The 12312-nt window shown below is 58.4% G+C and carries 15 protein-coding genes; 12 read left to right on the top strand and 3 right to left on the bottom strand.

What is annotated here, in order from left to right; translation table 11 throughout:
- Window positions 1-5: 5 nt before the first annotated feature.
- Window positions 6-557 carry a ribosome biogenesis factor YjgA gene (gene yjgA, locus SK62_RS18605; RefSeq protein ID WP_003856072.1) on the bottom strand — a complete coding sequence of 184 codons (552 nt, stop codon included), beginning with the start codon at window positions 555-557 and terminating at the stop codon, window positions 6-8.
- Between the two features lie 95 nt (window positions 558-652).
- On the opposite strand from yjgA, the gene pmbA reads away from it, so the two are divergent.
- Both pmbA and cybC read left to right on the top strand, forming a co-directional pair.
- Window positions 653-2005, top strand: a complete 1353-nt coding sequence (gene pmbA / locus SK62_RS18600) for a metalloprotease PmbA (protein ID WP_015572506.1) — start codon at window positions 653-655, stop codon at window positions 2003-2005.
- 43 nt (window positions 2006-2048) lie between these two features.
- Complete coding sequence (gene cybC / locus SK62_RS18595; RefSeq protein WP_010427378.1) at window positions 2049-2435, top strand: cytochrome b562; 387 nt, start codon at window positions 2049-2051, stop codon at window positions 2433-2435.
- A gap of 70 nt (window positions 2436-2505) precedes the next feature.
- Here cybC and SK62_RS22525 read toward each other — a convergent pair whose 3' ends face one another.
- On the bottom strand, window positions 2506-2628 hold the full coding sequence (locus SK62_RS22525; protein WP_229690656.1) for a Hok/Gef family protein: 123 nt from the start codon (window positions 2626-2628) through the stop codon (window positions 2506-2508).
- Window positions 2629-3077: 449 nt separating this feature from the next.
- On the opposite strand from SK62_RS22525, the gene SK62_RS18585 reads away from it, so the two are divergent.
- The 10 genes from SK62_RS18585 (at window position 3078) to SK62_RS18540 (ending at window position 11711) form a co-directional block, all read left to right on the top strand.
- Window positions 3078-3416: a PRD domain-containing protein gene (locus tag SK62_RS18585; protein WP_026080657.1), complete on the top strand. Its 339-nt coding sequence runs from the start codon at window positions 3078-3080 to the stop codon at window positions 3414-3416.
- A gap of 10 nt (window positions 3417-3426) precedes the next feature.
- A complete protein-coding gene (locus tag SK62_RS18580) occupies window positions 3427-3789 on the top strand; it encodes an SFCGS family glycine-rich protein (RefSeq protein ID WP_006810339.1) in 363 nt (120 codons plus the stop codon).
- Window positions 3790-3791: 2 nt separating this feature from the next.
- Window positions 3792-4091 carry a DUF4312 family protein gene (locus SK62_RS18575; RefSeq protein ID WP_006810338.1) on the top strand — a complete coding sequence of 100 codons (300 nt, stop codon included), beginning with the start codon at window positions 3792-3794 and terminating at the stop codon, window positions 4089-4091.
- Window positions 4092-4113: 22 nt separating this feature from the next.
- Window positions 4114-4890 carry a DUF4311 domain-containing protein gene (locus SK62_RS18570; RefSeq protein ID WP_006810337.1) on the top strand — a complete coding sequence of 259 codons (777 nt, stop codon included), beginning with the start codon at window positions 4114-4116 and terminating at the stop codon, window positions 4888-4890.
- Window positions 4891-4903: 13 nt separating this feature from the next.
- A complete protein-coding gene (locus SK62_RS18565) occupies window positions 4904-5545 on the top strand; it encodes a DUF4310 family protein (RefSeq protein ID WP_015572508.1) in 642 nt (213 codons plus the stop codon).
- A gap of 42 nt (window positions 5546-5587) precedes the next feature.
- The gene (locus SK62_RS18560) at window positions 5588-6721 is read left to right on the top strand and encodes an amidohydrolase/deacetylase family metallohydrolase (RefSeq protein WP_017383915.1); all 1134 of its coding nucleotides are present in this window, start codon (window positions 5588-5590) and stop codon (window positions 6719-6721) included.
- Window positions 6705-7823, top strand: coding sequence for a DgaE family pyridoxal phosphate-dependent ammonia lyase (locus tag SK62_RS18555; RefSeq protein WP_023295814.1), 1119 nt, complete (start codon window positions 6705-6707; stop codon window positions 7821-7823). The genes SK62_RS18560 and SK62_RS18555 overlap by 17 nt, the downstream gene beginning before the upstream one ends.
- Entirely contained in the window at window positions 7820-8560 is a 741-nt protein-coding gene (locus SK62_RS18550; RefSeq protein WP_017694646.1) for a 2-dehydro-3-deoxy-phosphogluconate aldolase, read from the top strand. Before SK62_RS18555 ends, SK62_RS18550 begins: the two co-directional genes overlap by 4 nt.
- Window positions 8561-8644: 84 nt before the next feature.
- On the top strand, window positions 8645-9781 hold the full coding sequence (locus SK62_RS18545; RefSeq protein ID WP_032103144.1) for a lactonase family protein: 1137 nt from the start codon (window positions 8645-8647) through the stop codon (window positions 9779-9781).
- Between the two features lie 19 nt (window positions 9782-9800).
- A complete protein-coding gene (locus SK62_RS18540; protein WP_017383912.1) occupies window positions 9801-11711 on the top strand; it encodes a BglG family transcription antiterminator in 1911 nt (636 codons plus the stop codon).
- A gap of 32 nt (window positions 11712-11743) precedes the next feature.
- On the opposite strand, the gene nrdG is transcribed toward SK62_RS18540, so the two are convergent.
- Entirely contained in the window at window positions 11744-12208 is a 465-nt protein-coding gene (nrdG, locus tag SK62_RS18535) for an anaerobic ribonucleoside-triphosphate reductase-activating protein (RefSeq protein ID WP_023302982.1), read from the bottom strand.
- Between the last annotated feature and the right edge of the window lie 104 nt (window positions 12209-12312).

Here is a 12312-nt window from a genome sequence, read left to right as displayed (position 1 = left end):
ACAGATTACTCTTCGTTCTCAGACAGCTCGCGCAGATACTGGAAAATCAGGCGCGCAGACTTCGGCGGCTTATTCCCTTCTTTCTCTTTCTTCGCGTTGCGGATCAGCGATCGCAGCTGCTGGCGGTCGGCATTCGGCCACAGGTTCAGCACTTCAGGTACCGCGTCATCACCCTGCTCGATCAAACGATCGCGGATCTGCTCCAGCTTATGGAACAGCGCAACCTGCTGATTGTGGCGGTTTTTCAGTTTGTCCAGCGCCTGACGGATCGGCTCCACGTCGCGCTGACGCAGCAGTTTACCGATAAGCTGAAGCTGGCGGCGACGCCCTTCTTTCTTGATTTTCTGTGCCAGTTCAATGGCATCACGCAGATCCTGGTCGAGCGGGATCTTATCCAGCGCGTTTTTACCCAGTTCTACCATTTCTGCGCCAAGCTGTTTTAACTCTTCGGCGTCACGTTTAATTTCACTTTTACTGACCCAGATGATCTCATCATCTTCGTCTTCGATGTCATCACCGGGAACGTCGTCGAGCCAGTCTTCGGGCTGCTTAGTCATGTCAGGCTCCTTAAAAAAAGAGGCTAATGTTACCAGTTAAGACGCGCACTGAAAAACGGTTCTCTGTTAGACTTCACTTAACTCTCTCTTACAGTATGGCATTTGCGATGAAAGTAACCTCACAAGTTGAAGCGCAGCGTAAGATCCTGGAAGAAGCCGTCTCCACCGCGCTGACGCTCGCTTCAGGTAAATCAGATGGCGCCGAAGTGGCGGTCAGCAAAACCACCGGCATTAGCGTGAGCACCCGCTATGGCGAAGTGGAGAATGTAGAATTTAACAGCGATGGCGCGCTGGGAATCACGGTGTATCACCAGAATCGTAAAGGCAGCGCGTCGTCTACCGATCTGAGCCCGGATGCCATCGCCCGTACGGTGCAGGCGGCGCTGGATATCGCGCGTTACACCTCCCCGGACCCTTACGCTGGCGTGGCCGATAAAGAGCTGCTGGCGTTTGACGCGCCGGATCTCGATCTGTTCCATCCCGCGGAAGTGACGCCGGATGAAGCCATTGAGCTGGCCGCGCGAGCCGAGCAGGCCTCTTTGCAGGCTGACAAACGCATCACCAATACCGAAGGCGGCAGCTTTAACAGCCACTACGGCATTAAAGTGTTTGGTAACTCCCATGGCATGTTGCAGGGGTACTGCTCAACCCGCCACTCGCTTTCCAGCTGCGTCATCGCCGAAGAAAACGGCGATATGGAGCGTGATTACGCGTATACCATTGGCCGCGCGCTGGGAGATTTGCAGTCTCCGGAGTGGGTGGGAAAAGCGTGCGCCGAACGCACGCTGTCACGCCTTTCGCCGCGTAAACTCTCCACCATGAAAGCGCCGGTCATTTTTGCCAACGAAGTGGCAACCGGCCTGTTTGGTCATCTGGTGGGAGCGATTGCGGGCGGTTCGGTGTACCGTAAATCGACCTTCCTGCTCGACTCGCTGGGCAAGCAGATCCTGCCGGAATGGCTGACCATCGAAGAGCACCCACACCTGCTGAAAGGGCTGGCCTCTACGCCGTTTGACAGCGAAGGCGTGCGCACGGAACGTCGTGATATCGTGAAAGACGGCATTCTGACCCAGTGGCTGCTGACCAACTACTCCGCGCGTAAGCTGGGGCTGAAAAGCACCGGGCACGCGGGCGGCATTCATAACTGGCGCATTGCCGGACAGGGCCTGAATTTTGAACAGATGCTGAAAGAGATGGGCACCGGCCTGGTGGTCACCGAGCTGATGGGGCAGGGCGTGAGCGGTATTACCGGCGACTACTCTCGCGGTGCAGCGGGCTTCTGGGTCGAAAACGGTGAAATTCAGTATCCGGTGAGCGAAATCACCATCGCCGGCAACCTGAAGGACATGTGGCGCAATATTGTTACGGTCGGTAACGATATTGAAACACGCAGCAATATTCAGTGTGGTTCTGTATTACTGCCGGAGATGAAAATCGCCGGGCAATAATCCCCGTAAAAGATTGATTAATAATAAAAAAAGGAAGTGAGCAATGCGTAAACACCTGTTAGCGATCGTCGCGGCTTCAACGCTGGTTCTTGGCTCGTCTGCGTTTGCTGCCGATCTCGAAGACAACATGGACATCCTCAGTGAAAACCTGAAGGTGGTGCAGAAAACGGACAATGCGGCGGACATGAAAGACGCATTGACTAAAATGCGTGAAGCCGCGCTGGATGCGCAAAAAGCGACGCCGCCGAAGCTGGAAAGCAAAGCGGCAGACAGCGCCGAGATGAAAGACTACCGCCACGGTTTTGACGTGCTGGTCGGCCAGATTGACGGCGCGCTGAAGCTGGCGAACGAAGGCAAAGTGAAAGAAGCCCAGGCGGCAGCCGATCAGTTTGTCGCGACCCGCAACACGTACCACAAAAAGTATCGTTAATTGGGTGCCTGAGCTGTACGTCCTCTCCCCGTATGCGGAGGCGCATTATGCGCCCCCGCATCGTTGCTCCCTACTTGCCGGAGCGACAATCCATCCGCGCTGTCACTTCAAGCGAGCCGTTACGAAAACGGATCTCGCACAGTGTTTTCCTCGTCACCTGCGTTAAGATGATTATTGTCAAAGAAATAATCATCAAAACCCCGATACTTGGGTTTCTGCGTTTCATGGATGCCTCCTTGCTTTAAAGCGGGCGAGGTAGCGAACTCCACGGTGTGACGTGTCGTTTCGAGCCCCCGCCCTGATTTTTTATCAGGCGGGGCTTTCCACTTTCCGTCCCATGCCTGAGACGGTCAGTCTCAAGCACCCGCCGCCACTCTAGCGGATCCCCATAAGAAAACCTTATCCACGTCACATTTCTACGAGCCTGCTCGTAATCTTTTCCACTCCGCTTACCAGTCTAATGCCGCGTAATAGCGTGATATTCATCACGTAAATCCAGCGATTTATACAGATTCACCGCATTTATGTGGCACAGATCACTGCCGCTGCTCGCCTTTCCACTTCGAAGTGGAAAACAACTCGCTACAAACAATTCCCCCTCGACGTTAGTTTTATTCCAGAGCCATTAACGGGGTAAGACGAGTGATTAACGGAGCGGTAATGAACGACGTTGGGGAACAGGCGGTGCAAACAGAACAGCTCGCGAACACCATGCTTCAGCAGGTCTACGCCCTGCTGGCCCGGCACAACATCATTCCCAACGCGGTACAGGAGCAGATGCTGACCTCCCACGTTCGCGCAATGGCGCACCGGTCCGTGACCGGCGAGCCGCTGCCAGAGGTTGAAGCAGAGCTGTTTGACGAAATTTCACCAGATTCAATGCAACTCGCCCGTGAAGTGGTAGCGCAGTTCGGCAACCTTCCTGATGAAGAGGCCTGGCTGCTCTCCGTTCACTTCGAAGTCGCGAAAGACAACCTTTAAGGAGCAACACATGGAACAGATTACAGTCGTGATTGGCGATCGCCTGGGTAAAGGTCAGAAAGTGGCTGCGGGTGTGGAAAAAGCCGGCGGACGCGCGGTTGTCGTACCGGGCATGGCAGCGGATATGAAGCTCGGTGACGTGATGAAAGCAGAAAACGCCACCTTCGGGATCTCCTTCTGCGGCAGCGGCGGCGCGGGCGCCATCACCGCTCAGACCAAATATGGCTACAAGGCCAAATACGGCATGCGCTCCGTGGATGAGGGGGTGACCGCCATCAACGAAGGCTGCAACGTGCTGGGCTTTGGCTTTATGGATAAAGAAGAGCTGGGCGAGCGTCTGGTACAGGCGTGGCAGAAGAAATACGGCGCGTAAGCATGAAAGAACAGTTCACAACCACGGTGAGAGTGAAGGGGAAGGGCGACGCCAAAGCGCGCGCCTTTGCCGACGCCCTCAACCACGTTCAGGCTGCGGTGATGAAAGCCTCACCGCATATCTTACTGCGTATTGAGCCACAGGATGTGCAGGTTGTTCAGGCGCAAGAAGCGGTGCGAAAAGAAGCGTTTCTGTTCTTCTTTTTGCGCCGGGAAAGACGCACCTACAGCGTGGAGCTGGATGTGACCGTCAACGTGACCGCCATCAATCTCGACCAGGTGGATTTCGTCACGCAACGCTGATTATTCATAAAAGGGCAGACTGATGTTCTTAATTATATTAATAAAATCGCTCATCATTGGCGGCCTGGTTGGCGTCGGTGTTGGCGCCGGGGCTGCACGCATGTTTCATGCGCCTACCACTCAGGGTATGGGCGCGTTTCGTACGTTGGGGGAACTGAACTCCTGCGAAGGGGATCCGGCGTCCCACTTCTCCTTTGGGTTAGGTTTCTTCTTTAACGCCTGGGCCTCTTCCGTGGCCGCAGGTGCCTTCACACAGGACGTTGACCACCGCATCATCCCCAACTGGGGTGCTGCTGCACTGATGATTAAAAACCGTAACGTCGGTGAAACGCTGCATGACCCGCGCAAAATGGCGATTGCCTGCGGCATCATCGGCATGATTGTCGTGACCTTCCTTAACCTGACCGCCTCCTCCGTTCCGGCAGCGCTTCAGGTGACCGCCGTGAAGGTGCTGGTACCGGCGGCGAACCTGCTGGTCAACACCGTGATGCCGGTGATCTTCTGGCTGGCGGCCATCGACGCGGGTAAAAAATCGGGCTTCTGGGCCACCATCTTTGGCGGCGCGGCACAGCTGATCATGGGTAACGCCGTACCGGGTCTGGTACTGGGTATTCTGATTGGTAAAGGTGTTGAAGAGAGTGGCTGGAACCACGTCACCAAAGTGATGATGGCGGCGATCGTTCTGCTCTTCGTGCTGAGCGGCTTCTTCCGCGGCTTCGACATGAAGATGATCGAATCCTTCCATCTGACCGTGCCGAACTGGCTCGACATGATCCACAACTCGCTCAGCGGTAAATAACAGGAGCCTCTAAATGGAACAGAATAAAGGTTTTTGGTATGCCGACTGGTCGTTCCCGATCTTCGTTGGCCTGCTCTCCTCCGGCGTCTTCGCCGGGACGCACATGTACTACCTCTACGGCATCGGCGCGTTTAACGAAGTTGCCTTCGTGGCGATGCTGAAAGCGGGAATCGATACCGGCGTCTACGGCGCGGTGGCGGCGTTCGGTGCTAGCTTCCTGTTCGCCCGTATTATCGAAGGCTCGCTGGTGGGTATTCTCGATATCGGCGGTGCGATCCAGACCGGCGTGGGCCTCGGCGTTCCGGCGCTGCTGCTGGGCGCGGGGATCATGTTCCCGGTGACCAACTTCATTGCCGCGCTGATTACCGGCCTGGTGATTGGCCTGGCGATTGGCTACGTCATCATCCTGGCGCGTAAGTTCACCATCAATCAGAGCAACTCCACCTACGGCGCAGACGTGATGATGGGCGCGGGTAACGCCTCCGGCCGCTTCCTCGGGCCGTTGATTATCCTCAGCGCCATGACCGCCTCCATTCCAATCGGCGTCGGTTCCCTGGTAGGCGCACTGCTGTTCTACATCTGGCAGAAGCCGATTACCGGTGGCGCCATCCTCGGCGCAATGATTTTGGGCTGGCTGTTCCCGGTCGCCCTTTAATACCCGCGGGCGCTTCGGTGCCCGCTTTATCAGGAGATCCTCATGTTTGATTTACTCCTGCGCCGTGCGCGCCTCGCCGACGATACCCTGACCGATATCGCCATCCAGGACGGGAAGATTGCCGCGACAGGCGACATTGACGCTCCCGCCCGCAAAACGGTTGAGCTGAACGGCGACGTGTTCGTCAGCGCGGGCTGGATTGACTCCCACGTCCACTGCTACCCGAACTCCCCGATTTACCACGACGAGCCGGACAGCGTGGGCATTGCCACCGGCGTCACCACCGTGGTGGACGCGGGCAGTACCGGAGCCGACGACGTGGACGATTTTTACGCCATCACTCGCAAAGCCTCCACCGAGGTGTTTGCCCTGCTGAACATCTCCCGCGTGGGGCTGATCGCCCAGAACGAGCTGGCCAACATGGCGAACATTGACGCCGATGCGGTGAAGCAGGCGGTGACGCGCCACCCGGATTTTATCGTTGGCCTGAAGGCGCGCATGAGCAGCAGCGTGGTCGGTGAAAACGGCATCACCCCGCTGGAGCGCGCGAAAGCGATTCAGAAAGAGAACGGCGACCTGCCGCTGATGGTGCACATCGGCAACAACCCGCCGAACCTCGATGAGATTGCCGAACTGCTGAGCTCCGGCGACATCATCACCCACTGCTACAACGGCAAGCCTAACCGCATTCTGACGCCCTCCGGCGAGCTACGCGCCTCCATTACGTCTGCGCTGAAGCGCGGCGTGCGCCTGGACGTCGGTCACGGCACGGCGAGCTTCAGCTTTGAAGTGGCGAAGCGCGCCATTGCGATGGGCATTCTGCCGCATACCATCAGCTCGGATATTTACTGCCGCAACCGCATCAACGGCCCGGTCGGCTCGCTGGCGAGCGTGATGTCGAAATTCCTCGCCATCGGCATGTCATTGCCGCAGGTGATTGACTGTGTCACGGCCAACGCCGCCGACGGCCTGCGCCTGACGCGCAAAGGCCGCATTCAGCCTGGCCTCGACGCCGATCTGACGCTGTTTACGCTCAAGCGCCAGCCGACGGTGCTGACGGATGCCGAAAACGACAGCCTACAGGCTGAACACATTCTGATGCCGCTTGCCGCGATCCGCGCGGGCAAGGGCTACATGACCGAACAAGGGAGCACGGAACATGCCTTCGATTTATGAGAAGTACAACTTAAAGCAGGTTATCAACACCTCTGGCCGCATGACGGCGCTGGGTGTCTCCACGCCGCGCCCGGAAGTGGTGCAGGCGGCGATGGACGGCATGAATCACTATTTCGAGATGAAGGATCTGGTCAATAAAACCGGGGAATACATCGCGAAGCTGCTGGAGGTGGAAGGGGCGACGGTGGTCTCCTGCGCGTCGGCGGGCATTGCCCAGTCCGTGGCGGCGGTGCTGGTGAAAGACAGCGACTGGCTGCTGGAAAACCTGCACGTCACACCGATTGAAAACAACGAAATCGTCCTGCCGAAAGGCCACAACGTGAACTTTGGCGCGCCGGTGGGCACCATGGTGGCGCTGGGCGGCGGCAAGCTGGTGGAGGCGGGCTACGCCAACGAATGCTCTGCCGATCAGCTGGCGGCGGCGATCACTCCGCGCACGGCGGCGATCCTCTACATCAAATCGCACCACTGCGTGCAGAAAAGCATGCTCAGCGTCGAGCAGGCGGCGGTCGTGGCGCGCAAGCACGATCTCCCGCTGATCGTCGATGCGGCGGCGGAAGAAGATCTGCACGCCTACTACCGCTCCGGTGCCGATCTGGTGATCTACAGCGGCGCGAAGGCGATCGAAGGGCCAACCAGCGGGCTGGTGATCGGCAAAACCCAGTACGTTGAGTGGGTGAAGCGCCAGACGGCGGGCATTGGTCGCGCGATGAAAGTGGGCAAAGAGGGTATCCTGGGCCTGACCTGCGCCATCGAACACTACCTGACGGCGACCAAAGAGAGCGGGGCCGAGATGGTGGCGAAGATGACGCCGTTTATCGACGCGTTGAACACCCTGAACGGCGTGACCGCGCGCGTGGTCTGGGACAGCGCCGGGCGTGACATCGCCCGCACCGAGATTAAGTTTGACGAAGCCACCACCGGCGTCGGCACCGGTGAACTGGTGAACGCGCTGAAACAGGGCGAATACGCCATTTACTTCCGTGGCTATAAGGCCAACGAAGGGATTATCGAGGCGGACGTGCGCAGCGTGAATGCTGACCAGCTGAACATCGTGTACCGCCGCATTAGCGAAGTATTAGGACAGGAGAAAAAAGCATGAAACTGACCCCCAACTTTTACCGTGACCGCGTCTGCCTGAACGTGCTGGCAGGCTCAAAGGCCAACGCCAGCGCCATTTACGAGGCGGCGGAAGGTCATGTGCTGGTGGGCGTGCTCTCCAAAAATTACCCGGACGTGGCGAGCGCGGTTGCGGACATGCGCGAATACGCAGCCCTGATTGATAATGCGCTCTCCGTGGGGCTGGGCGCGGGCGACCCGAACCAGTCAGCGATGGTGAGTGAAATCTCCCGCCAGGTGCAGCCGCAGCACGTTAACCAGGTCTTTACCGGCGTGGCCACCAGCCGCGCGCTTCTGGGGCAGAATGAGTCCGTGGTCAACGGTCTGGTCTCCCCGACCGGCACCGTCGGCATGGTGAAAATCTCCACCGGCCCGCTGAGCAGCAAAGCGCCGGACGGCATAGTGCCGGTTGAAACCGCTATCGCCCTGCTGAAAGATTTCGGCGGCAGCTCCATCAAGTACTTCCCGATGGGCGGCCTGAAATGCCGTGACGAATACCAGGCGGTGGCGGAAGCCTGCGCCCGTCACGACTTCTGGCTGGAGCCGACCGGGGGAATCGATCTGGAGAACTTCGAGGCGATCTTGCAGATCGCCCTGGATGCGGGCGTGAGCAAAATCATCCCGCATATCTACAGCTCGATTATCGATAAAGCCAGCGGTGATACGCGTCCGGAAGATGTGCGTACGCTGCTGGCGATGACGAAGAAGCTGGTTAAGTAGAACCTGCCCCTCACCCTAACCCTCTCCCTTTGGGAGAGGGCTGGGGTGAGGGGAAACAAACCGCACACACCCGAAGGAGCCACCATGCACACCCGTACCCTGCTTGTCGCTTCACTCTCTTTACTTGCTACCTCTGCAATCGCTCAAACCCAGTACGCCTGGGTGGGTACCTATAATCCGAACGGTGAAGGGCTGTACCGCTTTACCGTCGATCCGCAAACCGGTGCGCTGAACGATAAAACACTGGTGAGCAAACTGCCGAACGCCGCGCAGTTAACCGTCTCACACGACGGCAAAACGCTGTATCTGGCAAGCGAAGTGGAGCAGGGCGTGGTGCAGGCGCTGCGCATCGGTGATAACGGCGCGCTGAGCGAGCTGAATCAGGTGTCCTCCGGCGGCGCGGGGCCGGTGTATCTTTCCCTGACGCCGAACGGCAAACATCTGCTGGTGGCAAACTACGTCAGCGGAACTGTCGCGGTGCTGCCCGTTAACGCAGACGGCAGCCTGGGCGATGCTACGGACACCCATCAGGACAAAGGCGAACCGGGCGCGGCGAAGCCGGAAGCTGCCGTCGAGGGCAGTTTCGCCATCAGCGATCATAACGGCCCACATGCGCACATGATCGCCGCCGATCCGGACGGGAAATACGTTTTTTCCACCGATCTGGGGCTGGATCGCATCTATCAGTACCGTTTTGACGATCAAACCGGGAAGCTGACTCCTAACGATCCGCCATTTATCAGCGCCTCCTCAAAAGGGGCCGGGCCGCGCCACTTCGTCTTTACGCCGAAAGGCGATGCCCTGTGGCTGATTAACGAAGAGGCGTCTACGCTCACCCATTATGCGCTGGACAGTAATGGCAGGCTGAAAGAGGGTAAAACGGTTTCAGCCCTGCCGGACGGTTATAAAGGCACCAGTTTTGCTGCCGGGCTGGCGCTAAGCGCCGACGGGAAACAGCTGTATGTCGCTAACCGTTTGCATAACAGCATCGGGCACTTTACCGTAACGGCGGAGGGTACGCTGACGCATCAGGATGATGTCTGGACGCGCGGCGACTATCCGCGCACCCTGACGCTCGATAAGCAGGGTCGCTGGCTGTACGTCATGAACCAGCGCAGCGACAACATTACCCGTTTCCGCGTGGCGCCGGACGGCAAGCTGAGCGCCGAGCCAGACTATACCCCGGTCGGCAGCCCATCCCAGATGGTCATTTCACCCTGAGCAGTAAGAGGACAACGACGTGCGATTTCCGAACCAACGTTTAGCGCAACTTTTCGATCTGTTGCAAAACGAGACGCTGCCACAGGACGAGCTGGCGCAGCGGCTGTCGGTCTCCACGCGAACCGTCCGGGCGGATATCACCGCCCTGAACGCGCTGCTGGCCAGCCACGGCGCGCAGTTCATTTTGAGCCGGGGCAACGGCTATCAGCTCAAAATTAATGATGTGGTGCGCTATCAACAATTGCAGGCGTCCCACCCGCGCGCGCTGCGTATTCCGCGAACCGGACCGGAGCGCGTGCACTATCTGGTGGTGCGTTTTCTGACGTCAGCCTTTTCCCTCAAGCTGGAGGATCTGGCCGATGAGTGGTTCGTCAGCCGGGCTACGTTGCAGAGCGACATGGTGGAAGTGCGCGAGTGGTTTCACCGTTATAACCTGACGCTGGAAACCCGCCCGCGCCACGGGATGAAGCTGTTTGGCAGCGAGATGGCGATCCGCGCCTGCCTGACCGACCTCCTGTGGGAGCTGGCGCAGCAGGACAGCCTGAACCCGCTGGTGACCGACGTGGCGCTGAATGCGGGGGTGGCGGAAAAGATGGTGCCGGTGCTGCACGATGCGCTGACGCGCCATCACATTCGCCTGACCGATGAAGGCGAGCTGTTCCTGCGCCTGTACTGCGCGGTGTCGGTGCGGCGCATCAGCGAGGGGTATCCGCTGCCGGAATTCCACGCGGAGGACGTGGAAGAGAACGTGCGTGAGGCGGCGAAAGATATCGCGGTGGCTATCCAGGAGCTGGCGGGCAAAGCGCTTTCGCCGTCAGAAGAGAGCTGGCTGTGTGTGCACATTGCGGCGCGGCAGATCCAGGAGATCGCCCCCAGCGCGATTAACGCCGACGACGACGAAGCCCTGGTCAACTACATTCTGCGCTACATCAACACCCACTATAACTACAACCTGCTGAGCGATGAGCAACTGCATGCAGATCTGCTCACGCACATCAAAACCATGATTACCCGCGTGCGGTATCAAATCATGATCCCCAATCCGCTGCTGGATAACATCAAGCAGCACTACCCGATGGCGTGGGATATGACCCTCGCGGCGGTGTCGAGCTGGGGCAAATACACCCCGTATGTGATCAGCGAAAACGAAATTGGTTTTCTGGTGCTGCATATCGGCGTCGGGCTGGAGCGCCATTACAATATCGGCTACCAGCGCCAGCCGCGGGTGCTGCTGGTGTGCGACGCCGGTAACGCGATGGTGCGCATGATCGAGGCGGTACTTCAGCGTAAATATCCGCAGATTGAGGTGACGCGCACGCTCACCCTTCGTGAGTACGAGCTTGCCGATGCCATTGGCGAAGACTTCGTGATCTCCACCGCCCGCGTGAGCGAAAAATCCAAACCGGTGGTGATGATCGCCCCGTTCCCGACCGATTATCAGTTAGAGCAGATCGGCAAGCTGGTGCTGGTGGATCGCACCCGCCCGTGGATGCTGGAAAAATACTTCGACGCGGCCCATTTCCGCATTCTCGACAAGCCTGTCGACCAGCAAACGCTGTTCCGCGAACTGTGCGGGCAGCTTGAAGGGGAAGGTTTTGTCGGCGCGGAGTTTCTGGAATCGGTTATCGAGCGTGAAGCCATCGTCAGCACCATGCTCGGCGACGGCATCGCGCTGCCGCACTCCCTCGGGCTGCTGGCGCAAAAAACGGTGGTCTACACCGTGCTGGCGCCGCAGGGCATTCAGTGGGGAGATGAAACCGCTCATGTCATCTTCCTGCTCGCCATCAGCAAAAGCGAGTACGAAGAGGCAATGGCGATTTACGACATCTTTGTCACCTTCCTGCGTGAACGCGCGATGGCGCGCCTGTGCCAGTGCGAGAATTTTGCGGCGTTTAAGGCTGAGGCGATGGAGAGTTTGAGTCGGTTTTGACGTTCAGGCGGACAGAGGATATCCGCCTTCATTCAACGCAGATGATGCACAACCTGGTTGCTGCTGCCGCGCCAGATAAGCATAGGATCTTTTAGATCCTGCACGAACTTGCCGTCGACCAGGACGTTAATCAGATCCACCACTTCCATCTGCTGCGCATTCAGTTCATCCAGCTTATAGCCCGTCCAGACCCAGATGTCTTTTCCTGCGCACTCGCGGCGGATGCGTTTTACCAGCTTCAGGATCGCCGGCACGTTTTGCGGATGGAGCGGGTCGCCGCCGGAGAGCGAGATCCCCTGGCGTTTGATGCGCGTGTCGTTCAGGTCGTTGATGATGCGGTCTTCCATCTCAGCGGTAAACGGCATACCCGAGTTCAGGCGCCAGGTGCTTTTGTTGTAGCAGCCGGGGCACTCGTGAACGCAGCCTGATACAAACAGGGTACAGCGGGTGCCGGGGCCGTTGACGATGTCGACGGGGTAGTACTGGTGATAGTTCATCGCGAATAACCACGCCGGGTGGCGCTGCGCTTACCCGGCCTACAAAAGAGAGCGGTCCGTAGGCCCGGTAAGCGCAGCGCCACCGGGCATTAACGTGGCAGCGG

Source organism: Enterobacter sp. BIDMC109, assembly GCF_001037885.1.
Classification (GTDB): Bacteria; Pseudomonadota; Gammaproteobacteria; order Enterobacterales; family Enterobacteriaceae; genus Enterobacter; species Enterobacter hormaechei_C.
This window is presented reverse-complemented; position numbering and strand designations above follow the sequence as displayed.

Bases quoted from the DNA above. Each gene is read 5' to 3' on its own strand.
- yjgA (WP_003856072.1), bottom strand. From the start codon at position 557: ATGACTAAGCAGCCCGAAGACTGGCTCGACGACGTTCCCGGTGATGAC.
- pmbA (WP_015572506.1), top strand. From the start codon at position 653: ATGGCATTTGCGATGAAAGTAACCTCACAAGTTGAAGCGCAGCGTAAG.
- cybC (WP_010427378.1), top strand. From the start codon at position 2,049: ATGCGTAAACACCTGTTAGCGATCGTCGCGGCTTCAACGCTGGTTCTT.
- SK62_RS22525 (WP_229690656.1), bottom strand. From the start codon at position 2,628: ATGATTATTTCTTTGACAATAATCATCTTAACGCAGGTGACGAGGAAA.
- SK62_RS18580 (WP_006810339.1), top strand. From the start codon at position 3,427: ATGGAACAGATTACAGTCGTGATTGGCGATCGCCTGGGTAAAGGTCAG.
- SK62_RS18575 (WP_006810338.1), top strand. From the start codon at position 3,792: ATGAAAGAACAGTTCACAACCACGGTGAGAGTGAAGGGGAAGGGCGAC.
- SK62_RS18570 (WP_006810337.1), top strand. From the start codon at position 4,114: ATGTTCTTAATTATATTAATAAAATCGCTCATCATTGGCGGCCTGGTT.
- SK62_RS18565 (WP_015572508.1), top strand. From the start codon at position 4,904: ATGGAACAGAATAAAGGTTTTTGGTATGCCGACTGGTCGTTCCCGATC.
- SK62_RS18560 (WP_017383915.1), top strand. From the start codon at position 5,588: ATGTTTGATTTACTCCTGCGCCGTGCGCGCCTCGCCGACGATACCCTG.
- SK62_RS18555 (WP_023295814.1), top strand. From the start codon at position 6,705: ATGCCTTCGATTTATGAGAAGTACAACTTAAAGCAGGTTATCAACACC.
- SK62_RS18550 (WP_017694646.1), top strand. From the start codon at position 7,820: ATGAAACTGACCCCCAACTTTTACCGTGACCGCGTCTGCCTGAACGTG.
- SK62_RS18545 (WP_032103144.1), top strand. From the start codon at position 8,645: ATGCACACCCGTACCCTGCTTGTCGCTTCACTCTCTTTACTTGCTACC.
- nrdG (WP_023302982.1), bottom strand. From the start codon at position 12,208: ATGAACTATCACCAGTACTACCCCGTCGACATCGTCAACGGCCCCGGC.